The 21,907-nt window shown below is 55.1% G+C and carries 24 protein-coding genes and 1 pseudogene; 11 read left to right on the top strand and 14 right to left on the bottom strand.

Features of this window, described 5'->3' with window-relative positions; genetic code table 11:
- The first annotated feature begins 23 nt into the window (after positions 1-23).
- The gene (locus tag HB664_RS04910) at positions 24-305 is read left to right on the top strand and encodes a YjcB family protein (RefSeq protein WP_008503385.1); all 282 of its coding nucleotides are present in this window, start codon (positions 24-26) and stop codon (positions 303-305) included.
- 62 nt (positions 306-367) lie between these two features.
- On the opposite strand, the gene ssb1 is transcribed toward HB664_RS04910, so the two are convergent.
- The gene (gene ssb1, locus HB664_RS04905; RefSeq protein WP_029740211.1) at positions 368-898 is read right to left on the bottom strand and encodes a single-stranded DNA-binding protein SSB1; all 531 of its coding nucleotides are present in this window, start codon (positions 896-898) and stop codon (positions 368-370) included.
- A 250-nt stretch (positions 899-1,148) separates the two neighbouring features.
- Between ssb1 and uvrA the strand changes: the two genes are divergently transcribed.
- The gene (gene uvrA / locus HB664_RS04900; RefSeq protein ID WP_219940423.1) at positions 1,149-3,971 is read left to right on the top strand and encodes an excinuclease ABC subunit UvrA; all 2,823 of its coding nucleotides are present in this window, start codon (positions 1,149-1,151) and stop codon (positions 3,969-3,971) included.
- A gap of 3 nt (positions 3,972-3,974) precedes the next feature.
- Here the strand turns inward: uvrA and HB664_RS04895 are convergent, their stop codons facing one another.
- The 4 genes and pseudogenes from HB664_RS04895 to tyrB form a co-directional block, all read right to left on the bottom strand.
- Positions 3,975-4,328 carry an MmcQ/YjbR family DNA-binding protein gene (locus HB664_RS04895; protein WP_023310053.1) on the bottom strand — a complete coding sequence of 118 codons (354 nt, stop codon included), beginning with the start codon at positions 4,326-4,328 and terminating at the stop codon, positions 3,975-3,977.
- Between the two features lie 2 nt (positions 4,329-4,330).
- The gene (locus HB664_RS04890; protein ID WP_023310052.1) at positions 4,331-4,747 is read right to left on the bottom strand and encodes a secondary thiamine-phosphate synthase enzyme YjbQ; all 417 of its coding nucleotides are present in this window, start codon (positions 4,745-4,747) and stop codon (positions 4,331-4,333) included.
- Positions 4,748-4,860: 113 nt separating this feature from the next.
- Positions 4,861-5,574 (bottom strand): annotated as a pseudogene (gene aphA, locus HB664_RS04885) (acid phosphatase AphA).
- A 217-nt stretch (positions 5,575-5,791) separates the two neighbouring features.
- On the bottom strand, positions 5,792-6,985 hold the full coding sequence (tyrB, locus tag HB664_RS04880; protein ID WP_219940422.1) for an aromatic amino acid transaminase: 1,194 nt from the start codon (positions 6,983-6,985) through the stop codon (positions 5,792-5,794).
- Positions 6,986-7,191: 206 nt separating this feature from the next.
- Between tyrB and HB664_RS04875 the strand changes: the two genes are divergently transcribed.
- The 6 genes from HB664_RS04875 to HB664_RS04850 all read left to right on the top strand — a co-directional run bounded on the left by HB664_RS04875 (position 7,192) and on the right by HB664_RS04850 (position 10,141).
- Positions 7,192-7,749 (top strand): DUF2589 domain-containing protein, encoded by a 558-nt coding sequence (locus HB664_RS04875; protein ID WP_023334176.1) that lies wholly within the window; start codon positions 7,192-7,194, stop codon positions 7,747-7,749.
- A gap of 75 nt (positions 7,750-7,824) precedes the next feature.
- Positions 7,825-8,427, top strand: a complete 603-nt coding sequence (locus tag HB664_RS04870) for a DUF2589 domain-containing protein (RefSeq protein WP_219940421.1) — start codon at positions 7,825-7,827, stop codon at positions 8,425-8,427.
- Positions 8,427-8,876, top strand: coding sequence for a lysozyme (locus tag HB664_RS04865; protein WP_048976345.1), 450 nt, complete (start codon positions 8,427-8,429; stop codon positions 8,874-8,876). Before HB664_RS04870 ends, HB664_RS04865 begins: the two co-directional genes overlap by 1 nt.
- Before the next feature lie 18 nt (positions 8,877-8,894).
- On the top strand, positions 8,895-9,377 hold the full coding sequence (locus HB664_RS04860; protein ID WP_217072055.1) for a ribonuclease domain-containing protein: 483 nt from the start codon (positions 8,895-8,897) through the stop codon (positions 9,375-9,377).
- A gap of 65 nt (positions 9,378-9,442) precedes the next feature.
- Positions 9,443-9,850, top strand: a complete 408-nt coding sequence (locus HB664_RS04855) for a hypothetical protein (protein WP_032662592.1) — start codon at positions 9,443-9,445, stop codon at positions 9,848-9,850.
- Positions 9,851-10,141: a hypothetical protein gene (locus tag HB664_RS04850; RefSeq protein ID WP_033144410.1), complete on the top strand. Its 291-nt coding sequence runs from the start codon at positions 9,851-9,853 to the stop codon at positions 10,139-10,141.
- Positions 10,142-10,225: 84 nt separating this feature from the next.
- On the opposite strand, the gene HB664_RS22785 is transcribed toward HB664_RS04850, so the two are convergent.
- The gene (locus HB664_RS22785) at positions 10,226-10,819 is read right to left on the bottom strand and encodes a response regulator transcription factor (protein ID WP_226852583.1); all 594 of its coding nucleotides are present in this window, start codon (positions 10,817-10,819) and stop codon (positions 10,226-10,228) included.
- Positions 10,820-11,136: 317 nt separating this feature from the next.
- Between HB664_RS22785 and HB664_RS04840 the strand changes: the two genes are divergently transcribed.
- Positions 11,137-12,267 carry a hypothetical protein gene (locus HB664_RS04840; RefSeq protein WP_032662597.1) on the top strand — a complete coding sequence of 377 codons (1,131 nt, stop codon included), beginning with the start codon at positions 11,137-11,139 and terminating at the stop codon, positions 12,265-12,267.
- A 51-nt stretch (positions 12,268-12,318) separates the two neighbouring features.
- Here HB664_RS04840 and alr read toward each other — a convergent pair whose 3' ends face one another.
- Positions 12,319-13,398, bottom strand: a complete 1,080-nt coding sequence (alr, locus tag HB664_RS04835; RefSeq protein WP_219940420.1) for an alanine racemase — start codon at positions 13,396-13,398, stop codon at positions 12,319-12,321.
- 16 nt (positions 13,399-13,414) lie between these two features.
- The gene (gene dnaB, locus HB664_RS04830) at positions 13,415-14,827 is read right to left on the bottom strand and encodes a replicative DNA helicase (protein WP_023310046.1); all 1,413 of its coding nucleotides are present in this window, start codon (positions 14,825-14,827) and stop codon (positions 13,415-13,417) included.
- A gap of 66 nt (positions 14,828-14,893) precedes the next feature.
- Here dnaB and HB664_RS04825 point away from each other — a divergent pair, with 66 nt between their 5' ends.
- The gene (locus HB664_RS04825) at positions 14,894-15,877 is read left to right on the top strand and encodes a quinone oxidoreductase (protein WP_219940419.1); all 984 of its coding nucleotides are present in this window, start codon (positions 14,894-14,896) and stop codon (positions 15,875-15,877) included.
- Between the two features lie 184 nt (positions 15,878-16,061).
- Here HB664_RS04825 and pspG read toward each other — a convergent pair whose 3' ends face one another.
- From pspG to HB664_RS04805, 4 genes are all read right to left on the bottom strand, one after another.
- Entirely contained in the window at positions 16,062-16,304 is a 243-nt protein-coding gene (gene pspG, locus HB664_RS04820; protein WP_023310044.1) for an envelope stress response protein PspG, read from the bottom strand.
- A gap of 136 nt (positions 16,305-16,440) precedes the next feature.
- Positions 16,441-17,436, bottom strand: coding sequence for a tRNA dihydrouridine(20/20a) synthase DusA (gene dusA / locus HB664_RS04815; protein ID WP_063440741.1), 996 nt, complete (start codon positions 17,434-17,436; stop codon positions 16,441-16,443).
- 82 nt (positions 17,437-17,518) lie between these two features.
- Positions 17,519-18,829 carry a conjugal transfer protein TraF gene (locus HB664_RS04810; protein ID WP_033144404.1) on the bottom strand — a complete coding sequence of 437 codons (1,311 nt, stop codon included), beginning with the start codon at positions 18,827-18,829 and terminating at the stop codon, positions 17,519-17,521.
- 172 nt (positions 18,830-19,001) lie between these two features.
- The gene (locus HB664_RS04805; RefSeq protein ID WP_023310041.1) at positions 19,002-19,490 is read right to left on the bottom strand and encodes a cupin domain-containing protein; all 489 of its coding nucleotides are present in this window, start codon (positions 19,488-19,490) and stop codon (positions 19,002-19,004) included.
- A gap of 115 nt (positions 19,491-19,605) precedes the next feature.
- Between HB664_RS04805 and zur the strand changes: the two genes are divergently transcribed.
- Positions 19,606-20,118, top strand: coding sequence for a zinc uptake transcriptional repressor Zur (zur, locus tag HB664_RS04800; RefSeq protein WP_219940418.1), 513 nt, complete (start codon positions 19,606-19,608; stop codon positions 20,116-20,118).
- A gap of 69 nt (positions 20,119-20,187) precedes the next feature.
- Here zur and HB664_RS04795 read toward each other — a convergent pair whose 3' ends face one another.
- Positions 20,188-20,397, bottom strand: coding sequence for a CsbD family protein (locus HB664_RS04795; protein WP_014830284.1), 210 nt, complete (start codon positions 20,395-20,397; stop codon positions 20,188-20,190).
- Positions 20,398-20,517: 120 nt separating this feature from the next.
- Positions 20,518-21,855: an MATE family efflux transporter DinF gene (gene dinF, locus HB664_RS04790; protein WP_219940417.1), complete on the bottom strand. Its 1,338-nt coding sequence runs from the start codon at positions 21,853-21,855 to the stop codon at positions 20,518-20,520.
- Positions 21,856-21,907: the final 52 nt, after the last annotated feature.

Here is a 21,907-nt window from a genome sequence, read left to right as displayed (position 1 = left end):
CTGTTTTATAGAGGATGGGTTTTATGGCAACCATTACTACCAGCATGGTTCTCCTGCGCTGGCCTTTGTTGAGTGCGGTACTGATGTTTTTAGCCAGCACGCTGAACATTCAGTTTCGTAAATCTGACTATGCGGGTCTTGCTGTCATCAGCACCCTGCTAGGGCTGGGTGCGGCCTGCTGGTTTGCAACGGGCCTGCTTGGCATCACCCTGCTGGATATCGCTGCCGTCTGGGAAAACATTAAAGTGGTGATGGTTGAGGCGATGAGCCATACGCCGCCAGACTGGCCGATGGTGATTACCTGATCCCTTCCGGAATAAAAAAACCCAGACGATAGTCTGGGTTTTTTGTTTTCAGCACGCGGAAATCAGAACGGAATGTCGTCGTCGAAATCCATTGGCGGTTCGTTAGACGGCGCCGGAGCTGACTGCTGCTGCGGACGAGACTGTGCGCCGCCGCTGAACTGGTTGCCGCCCTGCGGCTGCTGAGGCTGACCCCAACCGCCCTGCTGCTGGCTCTGACCGCCACCTGCCGGTGCGCCACCGCCCTGACGGCCACCCAGCATCTGCATGGTACCGCCCACGTTGACCACGACTTCTGTGGTGTACTTCTCAGCGCCGGCCTGATCGGTCCATTTGCGGGTACGCAGCTGGCCTTCGATATAGACCTGAGAACCTTTACGCAGATACTCACCGGCCACTTCGGCCAGTTTGCCAAACAGCACTACGCGGTGCCATTCGGTCTGCTCTTTCATCTCACCGGTCGCTTTATCACGCCAGGATTCGGAAGTAGCCAGCGTAATGTTGGCAACTGCGCCACCACTCGGCATGTAGCGTACTTCCGGGTCCTGGCCCAGATTACCGACGAGAATCACCTTGTTTACGCCTCTGCTGGCCATGTTCGTGTCTCCTGAATACGTTTCTTAATAGTGTAAACGCGCGAGTGTACCATTTCCATGCTGCACTTTGATAGTTGCGTAGCACGTTCCAGAGTTCTCTCGCAACTCCACATTGTTACACAGCCAATCAGAAAATGCATTCCAATACTGTATATTCAAACAGGTCAAATTGTGTCATAATTAGCCGTTTCTGACAGCCGTTTGTCCTTCAAACAAATCAGGCAATCCGTGTTCCAACCGGGAAAGGTGAATGGATAAGATCGAAGTTCGGGGCGCCCGCACCCACAATCTCAAGAATATCAACCTCATAATCCCTCGCGACAAACTCATTGTCGTGACCGGGCTTTCGGGGTCTGGCAAATCCTCACTGGCTTTCGACACTTTGTATGCCGAAGGACAGCGTCGTTACGTTGAATCGCTCTCTGCGTACGCGCGTCAGTTCCTGTCGCTGATGGAAAAACCGGATGTCGACCATATTGAAGGGTTGTCCCCTGCTATCTCTATTGAGCAGAAGTCCACCTCGCATAACCCGCGTTCAACGGTCGGTACCATTACCGAAATTCATGACTACCTGCGTCTGCTGTATGCCCGCGTGGGCGAGCCGCGCTGCCCGGACCACGACGTCCCGCTGGCGGCCCAGACCGTAAGCCAGATGGTGGATAACGTGCTGTCGCAGCCGGAAGGGAAACGCCTGATGCTGCTGGCGCCGATCATTAAAGAGCGAAAAGGCGAACACACCAAAACGCTGGAAAACCTGGCAAGCCAGGGCTATATCCGCGCCCGTATCGACGGCGAGGTGTGTGACCTGTCCGACCCGCCAAAGCTGGAGCTGCAGAAGAAGCACACCATCGAAGTGGTGATTGACCGCTTTAAGGTACGCGACGATCTCGCCACGCGCCTGGCGGAATCTTTTGAAACGGCGCTGGAACTCTCTGGCGGCACGGCCGTGGTCTCCGACATGGACGACCCAAAAGCGGAAGAGCTGCTCTTCTCCGCCAACTTCGCCTGCCCGATTTGCGGCTACAGCATGCGCGAGCTCGAGCCGCGCCTGTTCTCATTCAACAACCCGGCGGGCGCGTGCCCGACGTGTGACGGCCTGGGTGTTCAACAATATTTCGATCCGGACCGCGTGATCCAGAACCCGGAGCTGTCGCTGGCGGGCGGGGCCATTCGCGGCTGGGACAAGCGTAACTTCTACTACTTCCAGATGCTGAAATCGCTGGCGGAGCACTACAAGTTCGACGTCGAAGCCCCGTGGGCGAGCCTGAGCCCGAACGTGCATAAAGTGATCCTGTTCGGTTCCGGCAAAGAGAACATCGAGTTCAAATACATGAACGATCGCGGCGATACCTCCGTGCGTCGCCACCCGTTCGAAGGGGTGCTGCACAACATGGAGCGCCGCTACAAAGAGACCGAATCCAGCGCGGTACGCGAGGAGCTGGCGAAGTTCATCAGCAACCGCTCCTGCGCCACCTGTGAAGGAACGCGTCTGCGTCGCGAAGCGCGCCACGTGTTTGTGGAAAACACGGCGCTGCCGACCATCTCAGACATGAGCATCGGCCACGCGATGGACTTCTTCAACAATCTGAAGCTCTCCGGCCAGCGCGCGAAAATCGCCGAAAAAGTGCTGAAAGAGATTGGCGATCGCCTGAAATTCCTGGTGAACGTCGGCCTGAACTACCTGACGCTTTCCCGCTCGGCAGAAACGCTCTCCGGCGGTGAAGCCCAGCGTATCCGTCTGGCGAGCCAGATTGGCGCGGGTCTGGTAGGCGTGATGTACGTGCTGGATGAGCCGTCCATCGGCCTGCACCAGCGCGACAACGAGCGCCTGCTCGGCACGCTGGTTCACCTGCGCGACCTCGGCAACACGGTGATCGTGGTCGAGCACGATGAAGATGCGATCCGCGCGGCTGACCACGTCATCGACATTGGCCCTGGCGCTGGCGTACACGGCGGCCAGGTGGTCGCGGAGGGAACGCTGAAGGACATCATGGCGGTACCCGAATCGCTGACCGGCCAGTACATGAGCGGCAAGCGTAAGATTGAGGTGCCAAAACAGCGCGTAGCGGCAGATCCGGAAAAAGTGCTGAAGCTGACCGGCGCGCGCGGCAACAACCTGAAAGACGTCACCCTGACGCTGCCGGTTGGCCTGTTTACCTGCATCACCGGCGTGTCCGGTTCCGGTAAATCGACGCTGATCAACGATACGCTGTTCCCGATTGCGCAGACGGCGCTGAACGGCGCGACGCTGGCCGAGCCTGCGCCGTACCGCGACATCCAGGGTCTGGAGCATTTCGATAAAGTTATCGACATTGACCAGAGCCCGATTGGCCGTACCCCGCGCTCTAACCCGGCAACCTATACCGGCGTCTTCACGCCCGTACGTGAACTCTTTGCCGGTGTGCCGGAAGCGCGTTCACGCGGCTATACGCCAGGACGCTTCAGCTTTAACGTTCGCGGCGGCCGCTGCGAAGCGTGCCAGGGCGACGGCGTGATCAAGGTTGAGATGCACTTCCTGCCGGATATCTACGTGCCGTGCGACCAGTGCAAAGGCAAGCGCTATAACCGCGAAACGCTGGAGATTAAGTACAAAGGCAAAACCATCCACGAAGTGCTGGACATGACCATCGAAGAGGCGCGCGAGTTCTTTGACGCCGTCCCTGCGCTGGCGCGTAAGCTGCAGACGCTGATGGACGTGGGCCTGACCTACATTCGTCTGGGGCAGTCGGCGACAACGCTGTCCGGCGGTGAAGCGCAGCGCGTGAAGCTGGCGCGTGAGCTGTCAAAACGCGGCACCGGTCAAACGCTGTACATTCTTGATGAGCCGACGACCGGTCTGCACTTTGCCGATATCCAGCAGCTGCTCGAGGTTCTGCATCAGCTGCGCGATCAGGGCAACACCATCGTGGTCATCGAACATAACCTGGACGTGATTAAAACCGCGGACTGGATTGTCGATCTCGGTCCGGAAGGCGGCAGCGGCGGCGGTGAAATTCTCGTCTCCGGTACGCCAGAGACCGTTGCAGAGTGCGAAGCCTCGCACACCGCGCGCTTCCTTAAACCGTTGCTGTAATTGTCACACGGAGAGTTGCTGTCGGGTGGTTTCCGGCAGCAGCTCAACCGCCTGCTGATAGGACGCGTCCACCAGGTAGTAAATCTGCGAGCCAGGAATCGATCCATCCAGATAGACGGTGCTCCAGTGCGCCTTATTAAGGTGCTTGCTCGGCCTCACGTCATCATGCTGCTGGCGTAGCAAATCCGCCAGTTCAGGGCTGGTTTTCAGCGACGCCGCCGGACGGCCTTCCACCTCTTTCACCATCGCAAACAGCACATCTCCCACTTTTATCTGCGTGGCTTTCCAGTCGCTATGAACGCTCTGCTCCGCGCCGGGCTTGCTCATGCAGTACTGAAGTATCTCCGAAATTGTCATCTTTATTCCCCTTGTAGCGTGGCGATAATTTTACGCGAACCACCGTGAATGCGATGCTCTCCCAGCCAGATCCCCTGCCACGTTCCCAACAGCAGCCGCCCGTTATGAACCGGCAGCATCAACGACACGCCCAGCAGGGAGGATTTAATATGCGAAGGCATATCGTCCGCCCCCTCATAGTCATGCTCGTAAGGCGCGTTGTCCGGGACGCTCTTCAGAAAATGGTGCTCCATGTCGGACCGGACGGTGGGATCGCAATTTTCATTAAGCGTGAGAGAGGCTGACGTGTGCTGAAGCAGCAGATGCAGCAAACCCGTTTTCACCCGCGACAGATCGCGGAGTTGCCCGATGACTTCATCCGTCACCAGGTGAAATCCGCGTGGTTTAGCGCTTAAGGTCAGGGTTTGTTGGTACCACATGTGCTGCTCCGTGATGAAAGATGAATCTTTCTAAGTGTGCAGCAAGAAGACGAAAGGTAAAACCCGCAGCAGCGAGATTTGATTAAAAAAGAGTCAAACCCGCTGCCGGATACTTAATACTCCGAGTTGACGATTACCTCTTCGCCAAACTTTCCGGCCATCGGCAGCGGTCGATAGGTCGAGTTAGAGGCGCGCAATACCCTGATCCCTCGGGCCCCCACGTCATGTGCGGCGGTGATGTCGTTATCCGAATCGCCGTAGAATACTTTGATATTTTTCTTTTCCAGCCACTGGGTTTTGGTGTTTTGCCCCTATTTGTCACCGGCAAAAATGACCGGGTTCATGCTGGTCGCCGGGATCTGGAAATCATCCTGCAGCGTTTTAGAGACGGTTTCGGTTTTGGTCTGGCTGCGGCCGGTAACAAAATAAATGCTGTCGCCGCGCTTCACGTGCATGGCAATAAGCGCACGGGCAACCTCTTTCGGGATGCTGAATTCGTCCCAGCCGTTATTCATTTTTTCCCAGAATTCCGGGTTCTTCAGATACGCTTCGCTGTCGGGTGAATACGTTTTCTTCCCGCGCCAGAAGCCAGGGCTTGAGAACAGTACGGTATCGTCAATGTCAAAACCCACGGCCATTGGCGCGCGGCCGATCAGGCTGTTTTCGATTTGGGCCACGGAAACCCAGTGAATGGGTGCCTGCTCGGCGAGAATGGCGGCGGTGGTGCCGGTGTAAAGCGGCGTCGGGGCAGAAGCTCTCGCGACGACGGCGCTGTTAAGCGAGAACAATAAGCAGGCGGCGCTGAGCGCCAGTGTGATCTTGCGCATATTTTCCCCTGAATATTCAGTTTGTTATCGTTTTAATTTGAGCGGATGGTCAAAAAACTATCCGACCATAACCCCAGCGGGAGGTGAAGGGAAGGAGTTTTTGCTTATGAAGCGGAATAAAAAGAAGACGATCACAGAATGCCGGGCAACGTTTTTGTGCGGCCTGATACCCTCACCCCAGCCCTCTCCCACGGGGAGAGGGTCGGTTGGTAAGTGCTTACATTACAGCAGCAAACGCCTGCGCCACGCGATGAACGTTGCTGGCATTCAGGCCCGCCACGCACATACGGCCGCTGGCGATCAGGTAGACGCCGAACTCTTCCCGCAGACGATCGACCTGCGCCGCGCTCAGACCGGTATAGCTGAACATCCCGCGCTGCTTGAGCAGATAGTCGAAGTTATGTCCCGGCACGGCCTCTTTCAGCACGTTAACCAGCTCCTGACGCATGGACAGGATGCGCTTACGCATCGCTTCCACTTCGGCAAGCCAGGACGCTTTCAGCTGTTCGTCACCGAGAACCGTCGCCACCACCTGCGCACCAAAGTTTGGCGGGCTGGAGTAAATACGGCGCACCGTCGCCTTCAGCTGGCCCAGGACGCGACCCGCCGCTTCGGCGTCTTCACAGACCACGGACAGACCGCCAACGCGTTCACCGTACAGGGAGAAGATTTTAGAGAAGGAGTTGCTGACCAGCGCTGGCAGCCCGGCGCTGGCCACGGCGCGGATGGCGTAAGCATCTTCTTCCATACCCGCGCCAAAGCCCTGGTAGGCGATGTCGAGGAACAGAATCAGGTCGCGGGCCTTCAGTACCTCAATCACCGCATCCCACTGGGCGTTGGTGAGATCCGCCCCGGTCGGGTTATGGCAGCATGGGTGCAGCAGCACAATGCTGCGCGCCGGTAGGGTGTTCAGTTTTTCCAGCAGAGCTTCAACGCGCACGCCGTTCGTTTCGCTGTCGAACCACGGATAGGTCGCCACGTTGAAACCTGCGCCCTCGAAGATCGCAACGTGGTTTTCCCACGTCGGGTCACTGACCCATACGCCTGAATCCGGGAAGTATTTTTTCAGGAAGTCTGCACCCACTTTCAGCGCACCCGAGCCGCCCAGCGTCTGGATGGTCGCCACGCGTTTTTGCGCGAGCACCGCGTGATCGGCACCGAATAACAGCGGAGCGATGGTGTTGCGGTAGGCGTTTAACCCTTCCATCGGCAGATAAAGAGAAGCACCGTGTGGAACAGCGTTCAGACGCGCTTCGGCTTCGGCAACGGCTTTTAATTGAGGAATGATGCCATCCTCGTTGTAATACAGACCGATGCTGAGGTTCACTTTGTCGCTGCGAGGATCTTCTTTGAAACGCTCCATTAAGGAGAGGATAGGGTCGCCGGCATAGGCGTCAACTTTCTGAAACACGCGATGGTTCTCCGGAATTCGATGAGGCAGGGATTTCAACAATAAACCGGAACATCACTCAACACCACCCCTTAAGATTATCCTGCGATCGGCATAGGTTTTTTGCGTCCTCTCGCCATGACATTTACCCAATATTTTCCCCTTCTCGCTTTCCGTAATGTGGCTCCTGCGCAACCGCGCATTCACTGATTCAAGGAGTTCACATCATGGATTCACAATTTATTGGTTCAGTTATTAACGCCCTGCCGCTGGAACATATGATCGGCGGTCCGCTGCAGGCGATGATCAAAGCACAGGTCCAGGCGAGCAAGGCCTATACCGACTTCCTGCTCTCCGTCTGTATTAAAGACGGCAAAGCTGTCGCGATCGAGTTCGATTACGACGAAACCGTAGTAGACGAACAGGGGGTCAATAAAGGCAGCGTGACCCGCAAGATGAGTATTCCGCTCCTGGCGGCTGTCACCCACCCCATCATCTGTATCGAGGACGGTACCATCGACTTTGAGCTGGAAGTGAGCCAGAGCGAAGCCAGTTCCAGCAGCACCGAAGCGGAGGCCTCCGTGGAAGCGTCCGTCGGCTGGGGCGTTTTCAAAGCGAAAATGACCGGCAAGGTCTCCCATAAATCGGAGCAGACCCGTTCGACCGATACACGCGCGAAATATTCCATTCATACCCAGATTAAACGCCAGGAGCCACCTGAAGCTCTGCAGCGCGTGATTGATTACCTGACCAACGCCAAAACCAAGCCTGTCGCCGCACAATAATCTTCCACGCCGCGACATACGTGCGATTCCGTAACGCAGGGGCTACCCGGGTAGCCCTTTTTCCAGGAGCGAAATATGTCTTTTAAAAAATGGCTGCGCGGCGGCAAGGATGAGGAGCCGGAAAACAGTGCGGACAAAGAGGATCAAGGCACGCCGTCGGTACAAGAAAACACGCCTCCATCGCCTCCAGCCGACATTCCCAGCGTGCCGATCTCGCTTGAAGATATCACGCGTGGGATGCAGTACGCGGCCACTGCGGCCAACGAACTGATTGCTCAGCAGTATATGAAGGCGCTGGATCCCTTTTTCGAACCCGCAGAAGACGGTTCGTTAATTCCACGCACGGTACAGCTGGCGCTGGATGAAAAGCATTACTTTGACCTGCCCTTGGTCGCGCTTTCGACACCGCGCGGGCTGATGCTGGAAAAGATGAAGGTCAACCTGACGATCCGTACGGAAGGCATGCAGGCGCCTTCCCGCCAGTCCGGTGAAAACGAATTTGGCCGCTTTCACGTCAGCCTTTCGCCTTCCAGCGATAACAAAGGCGGGCGTGACAGCCGCCACGTCGATGTAGAGATGCAATTTACCGCACTTGAGCCACCGGAAAGCGTCATGCGTTTAATTGACGAATACACCAACAAGGTGATTCCCCGCCCGAAAGCAGAGGAGACTCCGTAATGCAAAAACAACCAGAACGTACAGGTGACAGGGGCATTCAGCTTATTTGCCAGTTTGAAGGGCTGAGGCTGGAGCGTTATCGCGATGCCGTAGGTTTATGGACCATCGGCTACGGCCATTTGATCCTCAAAGAGGAGATGGAAAAGCTTACCAAAATTACCACCGGTGAAGCCAAAGATCTGCTGCGCAAAGATCTGAAACGCACCGAGGACGGCGTGAAAAAACTGCTGAACAACGCTTCGACGCAGAACCAATTCGACGCGCTGGTTTCGTTCGCCTTCAACCTTGGCGTGGGCAATTTAAAGAAATCCACGCTGCTCAAAAAATTCAACGCAGGCGATATCCAGGGCGCCGCACTGCAGTTCAAAAGCTGGAATAAGGCAGGCGGTAAGGTTTTGACCGGGCTTACCCGACGCCGCGAGGCGGAAATGAAGCTATTTCTTAGTTAATTCAACAGGAAAATTACAATGAAACCACTATACATAGTGAAAATGGCCGTACTGTCTGTTTCGTTATTCAACGTGTTACAGGCAACCGCCGCCATGCCAACCTGCGAAGAGGAAATAAAGGAAGCCAACGCCTTTTTATCTTCTCAGGGTATGGTGCCCGTCAATAACGTGACCGATCTGGCGACAACGCTTCGTCATATAAAAAATTTTGGGCGCCTGCCCGACCGCTATATTACCTCGGATGAGGCCAAACGCCTCGGCTGGTCGGGAAGTGAAAGCGAATCGCTTTGGGGTCTTAAACCCACCAATCAAAAATGGATCGGTGGCGATAAATACAGCGATCGCGCTCTTCCTGCCAGTCAGCCCTGGCTTAGCGCGGATGTCGATGTCGTGAAGGGGTATCGCTCTCCCAAGCGTTTGATTTACAGCCTGTCAGGGCAACAGCGCTTTATTACGACCGATAAGTATCAGCATATTGTTGAGCTGGATCCCTGCCAATAATAAGCGCCCGTTACGATAATAAATCCCCTTTTCCGAGGGGATTTATCCTTGCAGAGGATGAACGTATGTCTGACATCTATCTCCCGACCCTCATCAGTGAAGCCTTGCTGGCTTTTTCAGGTTTATTTGGCGGCGTCAGTATCTCGTTTTTCTGGCAACCGCAGCGATTGCACCAGCACAGCCGATTTATGGCAGGCATTATTTTTGGTGGAATCAGCATGGGCGCGGCCGTCGCATTAGGTGGATTAGCAGCCCGCTGGTTAAAGATAGACCTTAATCAGGCCGATATCACGCTTGGTTTAGGGTATATCCTCGGGGCAATGAGTAATGGCCTGATCGTCTGGCTGGCAAACTTTTTTCGCCGGCATGAGCAGCGCGATATTTTTGATGTTGCAAGCGTCATTAAAAATAAAGTCAGACATGAGTCACTTTCTCCGCCTGATTTAACCCACAACAAACCCGATGGAGAATAAATGCTTAACATAATGAATGGCTGGGTGCTTCCCTTTATTATCTTCGTCGACCTGGTAACATCGCTGCTGATTTTGTTTGCCGCCTATAGCCGAAGAGTCCATGCCCTGCCGGTAATGTGTAAAATTGGCTTAGCCGCCCTCGCCTTTGGTTTTTTTGGTGAGAGCAGCTTAAACATGAAATTTATTCTTACCGGTGCTGATATACTGAGTGACAGCTTTCCATTCTGGCTATTGCAGGACTTCGGAACGCTGGTGGTGGTGATATATTATTTCAAATCTCAGTACCGTTAAAAAACAAAGCGCAACAGAGGTCCATCTGTTGCGCTTTTCTTTTAACGCATTTTGGCTGCAGCCCTTCGCTTTGCTGAAAATCGGCTAATTAGACATATATTTAAAATAGAGCATTGCGGCCTGTGTCCGATTGTTGACCTGTAGTCGGTGAAAGATGGATTCCAGATGCACTTTGACCGTACCTGCGCTGATATTCAATTGCCGGCTGATCTGCTTATTTGTTCCTCCATTCGCCAGCAGCTTAAGAACTTCCTTCTGCCGACGACTCAGGGAATAGATTGGCAAACCGCCAGTGGGTTGTTCTCGCTGGACCACGGCTTGCTCCGGAAAACAGACCACCCCCGAGGAAACCATGCAAAGTATCTGGCTGATTTTCTCCGCGGGGAGATCCTTGGTAAAAATGCCCTTAATGCTTTGGCGGATGTAGAAGTTGAATATCTTATCCGTCGTTTTTCGTAACATCACCACGATCGGTAGCTCAGGCCAGTTTGTCATCAAATTAGTGATAAAATCACGGCACTTCATTTCACCATCCAGCAAAATAATGCTGACCGGCATAGAGGTTAAAATTGCGTGTGCATCTTCAAAATTGCTCGCTGCAAAAACAGTGCATTCCGGCATGACGCGTTTCAGCTCTGTTTTCATACCGTGAATGAAGATCGGTAATTCATCGATCATTAATATATTCATCGTAGCATAACCCCGTGTGAAATCTATTTTCTTAGGCTATTCAACCAACTTATTCCGAAATTAAGTATGCGTGCTATTACAAAACTGTAAAAACAGCATTCGGCATAAGGCAAACGTCATATACCCAAAGCAAAAAGTTAAGCAGTACTACACATTAGACATAGCCATATTTAATTAAAAACGATCTTATCGTTATTAAAAACAGCCTGGGCTCAATAGCATATTCCCAGAAATATTGCTGACACGTATTATTTTACTGCACGCGTGCCATCCACCTACATATTAATATTTCAATGAGGTCATTTATGACAATACTAACAGTGTATTTCTGTGGTACTGGATCTAATAAATTTGATGAGTCTCATGCTAATTACTGGAACGGCGAGCTCATCTCTTCTCTGGCAGCCAATAACAAGGGTAAAGAGTTCGCCGAATGGGTCATTCTTGATGGCCCGGGGAGCGGCAATCTACAAAGCGATGAGCTTTGGGTCAAAAGCGGAGAATATTCTCAGCTTCGCGCCCAGCTTCTGGGCAGCGGCTGGAATGAGAATGTTCAGCATGCGATCAATATTATCAAAGGACACGTTGACTGGCAGCGTGAGAAGCTCACAAAAGAAAACTATGAGCAGCTTAAAAAGGCGGGCGTACCGATTCAGGACGTTGAGGTTACCGGCTCATTTTGGTGGCGCAAATATGACTATGGCGATCGTAAAGTGACCCAGCAGGCGCTGCAGCAGCAAATCATCAAAACCTTCCGCCAGGGTCAGATCCTGCCCACTCAGGTGAACCTTGTTGGGTGGAGCCGGGGCGGAATTAGCTGCCATATGCTTGCCAATGCAATGCTGGCCGACCCCCTTTTGACGACGATTCCGGTGAATATTTTTGCGGTCGATCCGGTTCCGGGCATGGGTAATTTCCAGGCGGACAAAGTCACTCTGGGCAGCAACGTGAAGGAGTATGTGGCTTTCTATGCCAGACATGAGCGGTCAAAAGGTTTCTCGTGCGTCATTCCGCAGACCGATAGCGCGACAAAAGTCCATATTTATCCCATGTCTGGTCGCCACGCTACGCTGGTAGGGAATGCTTCGGCCAATGGGAATAGCGGGGAAAAAGTGGTCCATGAGCCCGGCACGATCGTGCGTCATTTCGCCGAAGTTTGCCTGCAAAGATGGGGCGTCACGCTGGATAAAAAGCTCAATCTGGATGGAGTGCAGCTGCTGGAATTGCATCAGGCCATTCAGCGTAACGCTCCGCTATTCGCCGAAATGCAGAAAACGGTGTACACCATTTCGGAAAACGATGGGGGGGAGCGTTATGTCTCGTTGGGCAGCACCGGAAAACGGTTCTCGTCCATCCAGGGTTCGCGCTTCAGTCCGGAGTCAGGGCTCGCGTCGGATTATTTGACTAATCAGGCGATCTATAACGTGTTGAAATAAGCGTTACGCGTCCAACGGCAGCTAATGCCGTTGGACGACTATCTGCGAGTCTCAGTCGATGTACTTCATCGCAACCCTTGACGTCAGGCGCGTGATAAGTTCGTAAGCACTCACTTTCGTAATTTCAGCAATGCGTTCGACGGGCAAACCTTCACCCCACATCACGACATCGTCGCCGGGCTTATCCTGGGCTTCAGGCCCCAGATCGACACAAATCATGTCCATCGCCACGCGGCCGACGATCTTCACCTCGCGACCGTTGACCAGAACCGGCGTACCCGACGGCGCGGTGCGCGGATAGCCGTCACCATAGCCCATCGCCACCACTCCGAGACGGGTATCACGCTCGCTGGTCCAGGTACCGCCGTAGCCCACCGGCTCGCCCGCTTTATGGTCACGCACGGCAATCAGGTTAGAGACCAGCGACATGACCGGCTGGAAGCCAAAGTCCGGCCCCCAGGGTTTATTCTCCAGCGGCGACACGCCGTAGAGAATGATGCCCGGTCGCGCCCAGTCGAAATGCGACTGCGGCCACAGCAGAATACCGCCGGATGCCGCAATCGAGCGCATCCCCGGCTTGCCTTCGCAGAAGGTGTTAAAGATATCCAACTGGCGCTCGGTCGCACCGCACTCGGGCTCATCGGCGCGGGCGAAGTGGCTGACGATATTCACCGGCTGACGCACGTTTTTGCACCGGCATAAACGCTGATAAAACGCTTCCGCGCTTTCCGGACGCACGCCCAGACGGTGCATGCCCGTGTCGAGCTTCATCCAGACGGTCACCGGCTCGCTCAGTTCGGCGGTTTCGAGTGCGGCGAGCTGTTCTTCGTTATGTACCGCGGTATGCAGATGCTGGTCAGCAATGGTCGGCAGATCGCTGGCTTCGAAAAAGCCTTCGAGGAGTAGTATGGGTTGAGTAATGCCGCCCGCGCGCAGGCGGAGGGCTTCTTCGAGACGGGCGACGCCAAAGGCGTCGGCATCGGGGAGCGTTCGCGCGGTCTCAAGAAGACCGTGTCCGTAAGCGTTCGCTTTCACGACTGCAACGAGCTTGCTGGCAGGCGCCAGTTCACGCAGACGTTGCAGGTTGTGTCGCAGAGCGCGGCGGTTAATAACAACAGTTGCCGCTTGCATTTGAATTCCTTAGAAATTACTCATCATCATATTGAGGACCGGCATAGTTGTCGAAACGCGACCACTGTCCGTTAAAGGTCAGACGCACCGTCCCGATTGGGCCGTTACGTTGTTTACCAATAATAATTTCGGCGATCCCTTTCAGGTCGCTGTTCTCGTGATAAACCTCATCACGGTAGATAAACATGATTAAGTCGGCATCCTGCTCGATGGAGCCGGACTCACGCAGGTCAGAGTTGACCGGGCGCTTGTCGGCACGTTGTTCCAGAGAGCGGTTCAGCTGCGACAGCGCGACGACCGGTACGTGCAGCTCTTTGGCTAACGCCTTGAGCGAGCGGGAAATCTCCGCAATTTCAAGCGTACGGTTGTCGGAAAGCGACGGGACGCGCATCAGCTGAAGGTAGTCGATCATGATGAGGCCGATGCCGCCGTGTTCACGGGCGATACGGCGCGCGCGGGAGCGCACTTCCGTCGGCGTCAGGCCGGAGGAGTCATCGATATAGATGTTACGTTTTTCCAGCAGAATGCCCATGGTGCCGGAAATGCGCGCCCAGTCTTCATCATCGAGCTGGCCGGTACGAATGCGGGTCTGATCCACGCGCGACAGCGACGCCAGAGAACGCATCATAATCTGCTCGGAGGGCATCTCAAGGCTGAAGATCAATACCGGCTTATCCTGCAACATCGCCGCGTTTTCGACGAGGTTCATCGCAAAGGTAGTTTTACCCATCGACGGACGCGCGGCGACGATAATCAAATCCGACGGCTGCAGACCGGCGGTTTTCTTGTTCAAATCGTCATAGCCGGTGTTTACCCCGGTCACACCGTCGTGCGGCTGCTGGAACAGCTGTTCGATACGGGCAACGGTGGCGTCGAGGACATCGGCGATGTTTTTTGGACCTTCGTCTTTATTGGCGCGGCTTTCGGCGATTTTAAAGACACGGGATTCAGCCAGATCGAGCAGGTCTTCGCTGGTACGCCCCTGTGGATCAAAACCGGCTTCGGCGATCTCATTCGCCACCGAAATCATCTCGCGGACGACGGCACGTTCGCGCACGATATCGGCATACGCGCTGATGTTCGCCGCACTAGGCGTGTTTTTTGACAGTTCCGCCAGATAGGCAAACCCGCCGCAGCTGTCGAGCTGACCAAGGCGCTCCAGCGATTCCGCGAGCGTGATCAGGTCGATTGGGCTGCCCGACTCCTGCAGGCGCGCCATTTCAGTAAAGATGTGGCGGTGCGGGCGGGTGTAGAAATCTTCCGCCACGACGCGCTCGGCGACGTCGTCCCAGCGCTCGTTATCCAGCATTAAACCGCCCAACACCGACTGTTCCGCTTCAATCGAGTGCGGCGGGACCTTTAACCCTGCGACCTGGAAATCACGCTCGCGAGGTTCAGTCTGTTTGTTGAAGGGTTTGTTTCCTGCCATAGTGAATGGAGTTACCGAGATAAAGAGTGGGTCGAAAGATTACCATATTTTTCTTACGGAGGGAGCATGGCAACGCGCATTGAATTCCAGAAACACGGTGGGCCAGACGTACTGAAAGCGGTGGAGTTTACCCCTGCCGCGCCTGGCGAAAACGAAGTGCAGGTTGAAAACAAAGCCATCGGCATAAACTACATCGACACTTATATTCGCGGCGGTCTCTACCCGCCGCCGTCAATGCCGAGCGGCCTGGGCACCGAGGCGGCCGGGGTCGTCGTCAAAGTGGGCAGCGCGGTTAAGCATATTAAAGAGGGCGACCGCGTGGTGTACGCGCAGTCTGCGCTGGGCGCTTACAGCTCCGTCCACAACGTTCCGGCGGATAAAGCCGCCCTGCTGCCTAACGCTATCTCCTTCGAGCAGGCGGCGGCCTCGTTCCTGAAAGGTCTGACGGTTTACTACCTGCTGCGCAAAACCTATGAAATTAAGCCCGACGAGCAGTTCCTGTTCCATGCCGCAGCGGGTGGCGTCGGGCTCATCGCCTGTCAGTGGGCAAAGGCGCTGGGCGCGAAGCTGATCGGCACCGTCGGAAATGCACAAAAAGCGCAGCGCGCGCTGCAGGCGGGCGCCTGGCAGGTGATTAACTATCGTGAAGAGAGCATTGTTCAGCGGCTGAAGGAGATCACCAGCGGCAAAAAAGTGCGCGTGGTGTATGACTCGGTGGGGAAAGACACGTGGGAAGCTTCGCTGGACTGTCTGCAGCGCCGTGGTCTGATGGTCAGCTTCGGCAATGCGTCTGGCGCGGTCACCGGCGTTAATCTCGGTATTCTGAATCAGAAAGGTTCGCTGTATGTGACTCGCCCTTCCCTGCAGGGATACATCACCAACCGGGAAGAACTTGAGGAAGCCAGCAACGAGCTGTTCTCGCTGATCGCCAGCGGCGTCATCAAAGTGGATGTGGCAGATGCGCAGAAATTCGCGCTGACCGATGCGCAGCGTGCGCATGAGGTGCTGGAGAGCCGGGCGACGCAGGGGTCGAGCTTGTTGATTCCCTGAGCCCCAAAAAGAAATTGGGCTTCCCGTGGGAAGCCCTTTCTTTTTTTAGTTCGGCTGTATGTAGGGTACAGCTCGATGAATTCTTTAACGGCAGTCATAGTGACAGATTCGATAACTAAATCCTATTCTGTTCTAAGCCATGCCGCCGGAAAAGTTACAAGTATGTGACGAACCCCTCAATACCTTAGTAACGGAAGCGGTTATTGCGCTGATAACTGGGCACTTTTGGCGCTTTAATCGCCCGAATCACCCACACGACCGCAATGGCCAGCAGTAGCCACGGCAACAGTTTGATCGTCAGCGCAAACAGTCCGCCAATAAACATGACCACCGTCGCCACCACGATAGCCGCCAGAATGCCGAGCAGCGAAACGCCTGTCGCTAACAGCATGACAAAAAAGCCAATCACAAAAAGTAGTTCCAGCATGGTGCTCTCCCACGAGTTCCCGAGTAATGCACTCAGCATTACAAGAATCATGCCAGTATTAACCTGTTGTTATTAAAGCAAAACGCCCCGCGAACGTTCGCAGGGCGTGGTGAATTTGACGAACTTTTAGCGAAAGTTATCGCTTGTCTGCCACCAGTCGCAGCGCATGTTCCAGCACCTCAATATCGGCACCGGCTTTATGCGCATTCTCGCTCAGGTAGCGGCGCCACTGACGCGCGCCCGGAATCCCCTGGAACAGGCCAAGCATATGGCGGGTGATATGGCCGAGATACGTGCCATTGCTCAACTCGCGCTCAATGTAAGGGTACATCGCACGCACGACGGCAACCGGATCGGTGTCCGCGCCTTCGATGCCAAAGATTTCGCGATCGACCGTCGCCAGAATGCCCGGATTCTGATACGCCTCGCGGCCGACCATCACGCCATCCATATGCTCCAGATGCGCTTTGGCCTCTTCCAGCGACTTGATGCCGCCGTTGATGGACATCGTCAGGTGCGGGAAGTCACGCTTCAGTTGATACACGCGCGGATAGTCCAGCGGCGGGATCTCACGGTTCTCTTTCGGGCTGAGGCCGGAGAGCCAGGCTTTTCGCGCGTGGATGATGAACATCTCGCACTCGCCTTTCCCGGATACCGTGTTGATGAAGTCGCACAGGAATTCGTAGCTATCCTGGTCGTCAATGCCGATACGGGTTTTGACCGTGACCGGAATGGAGACCACATCGCGCATCGCCTTGATACAGTCCGCTACCAGCTGTGCATTCCCCATCAGACAGGCGCCAAACATGCCGTTTTGCACGCGGTCGGACGGGCAGCCAACGTTCAGGTTGATCTCGTCGTAGCCGCGTTCTTCCGCCAGCTTCGCGCACTGCGCCAGCGCGGCCGGATCGCTACCGCCCAGCTGCAGGGCAACCGGATGCTCTTCTTCGCTATAGGCCAGATAGTCGCCCTTCCCGTGAATGATTGCGCCCGTGGTCACCATTTCGGTGTACAGCAGCGTATGGCGGGAGAGCTGGCGCAGGAAATAGCGGCAGTGTCTGTCCGTCCAGTCGAGCATCGGCGCAATGGAGAAACGGTGTGCAGGGAAAGCGGTCTGTAATTCTGACGACATGGCGAAGTTTTAAGCATCTGGTGGAAAAGGGGCGCTACTATAGCACAAAGAAAAGCCGGAGGCGCAGCGCCTCCGGTGGACTTTAGAACGTCATGCTCAGCTGAGCCCCGGCGCCCCAGGTTTCGTCCTCGCCGTACAGGCCCATCAGGTCAACATGAACGGTACTGAACGGCGCGAACCCGACACCGCCGGTAAAGACATTGCTGTCGTTACCCTTCACGTCCGCGCGATAACCCGCACGCACCGCCAGCCAGCTGAGCGGCGTAACCTCGGCACCGACGCCAACGTACTGCGACGTATCTTCGCTCTTGAAGCCTTTGGTTTCCGTCAGATCGCCATCGGCGGTCAGCGTCACCAGGTCGTTATGCCAGGCGGCGCCGGCGGTCACCAGCGGACGGATCTGGTAGGTGTCTTTGTAGCTCACCACTTCTCCCGTCCGGCCGTTGCGGATACGGATATCTTTGGTGTCGATATCGCGCGACATCAGGTTTTGACCGCTCACGCCAACCGTCCAGTGTTCGCCGAAATCAGCCGCGATACCGGCATCGACGTTAAAGCCCGTGTCGTCCGTGCGGTAGCGGCTGTCGTTCCACTTATTACTGTCGTAATCGTAGATTGACGTGGTGTAGTTATAGACCCAGGTTTTTTGCAGCTTTGGCGTCACGCCTACGGAAACCGGGACGCCGCCGAGGTCAAACTGACGGGCAACGGCAACACCATAGTCGGACACAATCGCTGCCCGGCCAGACGCCGTTGAGTTAAGGTTTTTAGTGATCTGATCCGTGCCGTTCAGCGCAGCATCCAGGGCAACACCGGCAGCCACCACTTTGCTTTGTTGAATACCGCGCAGATAATCAATATCTTGCTGATCGATAGACGAGCTCACCCGGCCATGGGCATAGCCTTTCGCCATAAAGGCCACGGAAAGCACATCGTTAGGGATACTCACGGCAAGCCCTGCACCTGCCGTCGCGCGTGCGGTTTTGCCCTTCAGGTAGTCCAGCTCATCGGCCAGATCTTTGGCCGCGCCCTGGAATTGATTAATGGAACCTAACGGATTGGTGATGATCTCCCTTGGCGTGAGGTCATCAACCACATCCTTATAGTGATTGATTTTGTCGTTGATGGTATCAATCTCGTCCTGAAGATTGTCCTCATCCGTTACCTGTACGCCAACGGACGGCAAAATGACCGTCACATCATCGTCCGGTTTTGCCTTTGCCAGCAACGCGGGGTTGATTAACGCCCCGCTACCATAGCTCCCGGAGGCAACGCCAGTGCCACCCATTGCGTCGCTACGTGATTCTGTCCAGGTATTGGCTGCTCCCGCCTGATTTGCCATAAACAAGGAAACAGCGATACTAACCACCGAAAATTTAAAATTTTTTTTCACAGTATGCCCGTTATAGTCTGTTATGAAATAACCCCTGTCTGTTATCACCCAAACAGGAACGAACTATTGCTGTGAATAAGTAGTAAAAGACCCGCTATTTCTATCCCTAAGTAAAACTCCCTTACGGCCTGTTATATTTTGTGACGGCCCTCAATATTTATAGAAGAGGAAATTATTTTTTCCCAGGTTTTCCATCATGCGGTCCAAAAAACTGGGGCGGGTGGTCTACCCAGCGATCCTCACGGGTAGCGGCATACACGGGGTTGAGCGGATAGTAGATGCGGTTGTGCTTTTTGTTGGCCTCGCCAACGACCAGTAACCGCACCTCTTCGTCCGTGTTGTTGATAAAGGTGTGGCAGATACCGGTTCCGGCAGGAAACCCCACGCTGTCGCCCGGTTCAAGTTTCCATAAATAGCCATTGATCCACGCTTCTGGATGACCTTCGAGCACATAAACGAACTCTTCTTCATCGCTTTCCGCGTGCGGATAGGACGTCCTGCGCCCGGGCGGTAAACGCTCGTGATGGATACCAATGCGCCCGAGCCCAAGCTTGCGAGCCAACGGGGCGCCGATAGAAAAACGCTCATCGCTATCTGGATAGGTCGAATCATCCGCGCCTTCAACGTCGCGCCAGTGCCGAATACAGTCAGGTTTTTTCATTGGTTATTTCCCGGTTTGCAATGGGTCAGGTATAGCACAGACTGGCGGATCTCGGCGTTTTTACCAGAACATGATAAAGTGAGGGTTTTCCGTCCTATAACATCCGGGGTGCTAAATGGATAAGTCCACAAAAGAGCTGTTAGCGCAGGCCGAAAAGCTGTGTGCGCAACGCAATGTGCGCCTGACTCCGCAGCGCCTTGAAGTCTTACGTCTGATGAGCCTGCAGCAGGGTGCCATCAGCGCTTACGATCTGCTGGACCTGCTCCGCGAAAGCGAGCCGCAGGCGAAACCACCGACCGTGTATCGCGCCCTGGATTTCCTGCTGGAACAAGGATTCGTGCATAAAGTTGAGTCCACAAACAGCTACGTGTTGTGCCATCTGTTCGATCAGCCCACCCATACATCGGCGATGTTTATCTGTGACCGCTGCGGCGTGGTGAAAGAAGAAGGTGCGGAAGGCGTGGAAGATATTATGCATACGCTGGCGGCGAAAATGGGCTTTGCCCTGCGTCATAACGTGATTGAAGCGCACGGGCTGTGCTGTGCCTGCGTGGAAGTGGAAGCCTGCCGTCATCAGGACGCATGTCAGCACGACCACTCTATTCTTGTGAAGAAAAAACCGCGTTAGCAGTAAAAGCAAAGGCGGCTCATGGCCGCCCTCAGGGTGTACTTCCTTGTACTTGCGGGTATAGCCCGGTTACCAGCGGTAGTCGTTGCGTTTTTCCCAGTCGCCCACTTCTTTTTCCGCCTGGTCTTTTGCGTAGCCGTAACGCTCCTGGATTTTACCGACAAGCTGATCGCGTTTACCTTCAATGACGGTCATATCGTCATCGGTCAGCTTACCCCACTGTTCTTTCGCTTTACCTTTGAACTGCTTCCAGTTGCCGCCGATTTCGTCTTTATTCATCATCGTGTCCTCTTAGTTAAGCGTCGGGTCGTAACGTCCGTTACGTTCTTTTCTGCTGGACGTGATAATTATTGTAGTTAAGGATTCGGCAGTTGATTTCATATTCGGAATCTTTAACCGTCACGATATATCGTGACGTGAAGGGAACCAGGTATCGTTTTGCCAGTGGCGGTGCCAGATAAAAGCCAGCGATATCCCTCGCAGCGAGAGGAAAACGGCCAGGGCCAGCCACAAACCGTGATTACCCAGCCAGGGAAGCGCCAGCAGCGTCAGACCAAACCCTGCCGCCGCGACCGCCATGCTGTTGCGCATTTCCGCTCCGCGCGTCGCACCAATGAACATGCCGTCCAGCAGATAACACCAGACGCCGACCACCGGTAAGATGACTTGCCAGATGAGATAGTGACTCGCCAGCTCGCGCAGCGCAGGAAGAGACGTAAGCAACGCGACAATTTGCTCACCAAAGCAGGCGTAAACCAGGCCAAACGCCAGCGCCACCAGCCCAGACTGGCGGCAGGCTGCCCGCCAGACGTCCCTAAGCTGCTCGCTTTCGCGCGCCCCGTACGCCTGCCCGGAATGCGCTTCTACCGCATAGGCAAATCCGTCCAGCGCGTAGGCGGTAAAGGTCAGCAGCGTCATCAATACCGCGTTGACCGCGACGATTTCTGGCCCCAGTCGGGCCCCGAAAACCGTCAGCGCGCCGAAGCAGAGCTGAAGCAGCAGCGAGCGCAGCATGATGTCACGATTGAGCGCCAGCAGCCTACGGATATTGCCGCGCCATGCGGTTTTGAGCAGCGCCAGGGAGATCCCGCGCATCGCCAGCACGCGCCAGACCATCCACAGGCCGATAATCAAGGTTCCGTATTCGGCAATTGCCGTCGCCAGCGCCGCGCCCCGCACGTTCATATGCAGGCCCATTACCAGCCAGACATCCAGCACAATGTTGAGAAGGTTGCCTGCCACCAGCAAAATCACTGGCGCACGGGCGTACTGAACGCCCAGTAGCCACCCCAGCAGAACCAGGTTTGCCAGCGAGGCGGGCGCGCTGAGCCAGCGAATTTCAAGGAAACGTCGCGCCTGCGCCAGTACCGCCTCGCTGCCGCCAACAACATGGAGCGCAAGGTCGATCAGGGGCGTATGTAATAAAACGATTAACACTCCCGCGCCAAGCGCAAGGATCAGCGGCTGGACCAGCGCGCGCGCCAGACGCAGCGGATCTTTTGCACCATAAGCCTGTGCCGTGAGTCCGGTGGTGCTCATGCGCAAAAAGAGCAGCAGCATAAACAGGAAGCTGGTTGCCGTTGCGCCAATCGCCACGCCGCCAAGATAAACAGGCGAATCAAGATGACCAATAACGGCAGTATCGACCAGCCCCAGCAAGGGCACGGTGATATTGGAAAAAATCATCGGCAGAGCGAGACGCCACAATGCCTTATCTGATTCCGTCAGCAGTGACATGAAAAATACCGGGAGTGGAGAATGAAGCAGGCTACAGCGGCGCCATAGCCTG

Source organism: Enterobacter sp. DNB-S2, from assembly GCF_019443845.1.
Classification (GTDB): Bacteria; Pseudomonadota; Gammaproteobacteria; order Enterobacterales; family Enterobacteriaceae; genus Enterobacter; species Enterobacter asburiae_B.
Note: the sequence above shows the minus strand (reverse complement) of the source record. Positions and strands in the feature narration are given on the sequence as shown.

Bases quoted from the DNA above. Each gene is read 5' to 3' on its own strand.
- HB664_RS04910 (WP_008503385.1), top strand. From the start codon at position 24: ATGGCAACCATTACTACCAGCATGGTTCTCCTGCGCTGGCCTTTGTTG.
- ssb1 (WP_029740211.1), bottom strand. From the start codon at position 898: ATGGCCAGCAGAGGCGTAAACAAGGTGATTCTCGTCGGTAATCTGGGC.
- uvrA (WP_219940423.1), top strand. From the start codon at position 1,149: ATGGATAAGATCGAAGTTCGGGGCGCCCGCACCCACAATCTCAAGAAT.
- HB664_RS04895 (WP_023310053.1), bottom strand. From the start codon at position 4,328: ATGACAATTTCGGAGATACTTCAGTACTGCATGAGCAAGCCCGGCGCG.
- HB664_RS04890 (WP_023310052.1), bottom strand. From the start codon at position 4,747: ATGTGGTACCAACAAACCCTGACCTTAAGCGCTAAACCACGCGGATTT.
- HB664_RS04875 (WP_023334176.1), top strand. From the start codon at position 7,192: ATGGATTCACAATTTATTGGTTCAGTTATTAACGCCCTGCCGCTGGAA.
- HB664_RS04870 (WP_219940421.1), top strand. From the start codon at position 7,825: ATGTCTTTTAAAAAATGGCTGCGCGGCGGCAAGGATGAGGAGCCGGAA.
- HB664_RS04865 (WP_048976345.1), top strand. From the start codon at position 8,427: ATGCAAAAACAACCAGAACGTACAGGTGACAGGGGCATTCAGCTTATT.
- HB664_RS04860 (WP_217072055.1), top strand. From the start codon at position 8,895: ATGAAACCACTATACATAGTGAAAATGGCCGTACTGTCTGTTTCGTTA.
- HB664_RS04855 (WP_032662592.1), top strand. From the start codon at position 9,443: ATGTCTGACATCTATCTCCCGACCCTCATCAGTGAAGCCTTGCTGGCT.
- HB664_RS04850 (WP_033144410.1), top strand. From the start codon at position 9,851: ATGCTTAACATAATGAATGGCTGGGTGCTTCCCTTTATTATCTTCGTC.
- HB664_RS22785 (WP_226852583.1), bottom strand. From the start codon at position 10,819: ATGATCGATGAATTACCGATCTTCATTCACGGTATGAAAACAGAGCTG.
- HB664_RS04840 (WP_032662597.1), top strand. From the start codon at position 11,137: ATGACAATACTAACAGTGTATTTCTGTGGTACTGGATCTAATAAATTT.
- alr (WP_219940420.1), bottom strand. From the start codon at position 13,398: ATGCAAGCGGCAACTGTTGTTATTAACCGCCGCGCTCTGCGACACAAC.
- dnaB (WP_023310046.1), bottom strand. From the start codon at position 14,827: ATGGCAGGAAACAAACCCTTCAACAAACAGACTGAACCTCGCGAGCGT.
- HB664_RS04825 (WP_219940419.1), top strand. From the start codon at position 14,894: ATGGCAACGCGCATTGAATTCCAGAAACACGGTGGGCCAGACGTACTG.
- pspG (WP_023310044.1), bottom strand. From the start codon at position 16,304: ATGCTGGAACTACTTTTTGTGATTGGCTTTTTTGTCATGCTGTTAGCG.
- dusA (WP_063440741.1), bottom strand. From the start codon at position 17,436: ATGTCGTCAGAATTACAGACCGCTTTCCCTGCACACCGTTTCTCCATT.
- HB664_RS04805 (WP_023310041.1), bottom strand. From the start codon at position 19,490: ATGAAAAAACCTGACTGTATTCGGCACTGGCGCGACGTTGAAGGCGCG.
- zur (WP_219940418.1), top strand. From the start codon at position 19,606: ATGGATAAGTCCACAAAAGAGCTGTTAGCGCAGGCCGAAAAGCTGTGT.
- HB664_RS04795 (WP_014830284.1), bottom strand. From the start codon at position 20,397: ATGAATAAAGACGAAATCGGCGGCAACTGGAAGCAGTTCAAAGGTAAA.
- dinF (WP_219940417.1), bottom strand. From the start codon at position 21,855: ATGTCACTGCTGACGGAATCAGATAAGGCATTGTGGCGTCTCGCTCTG.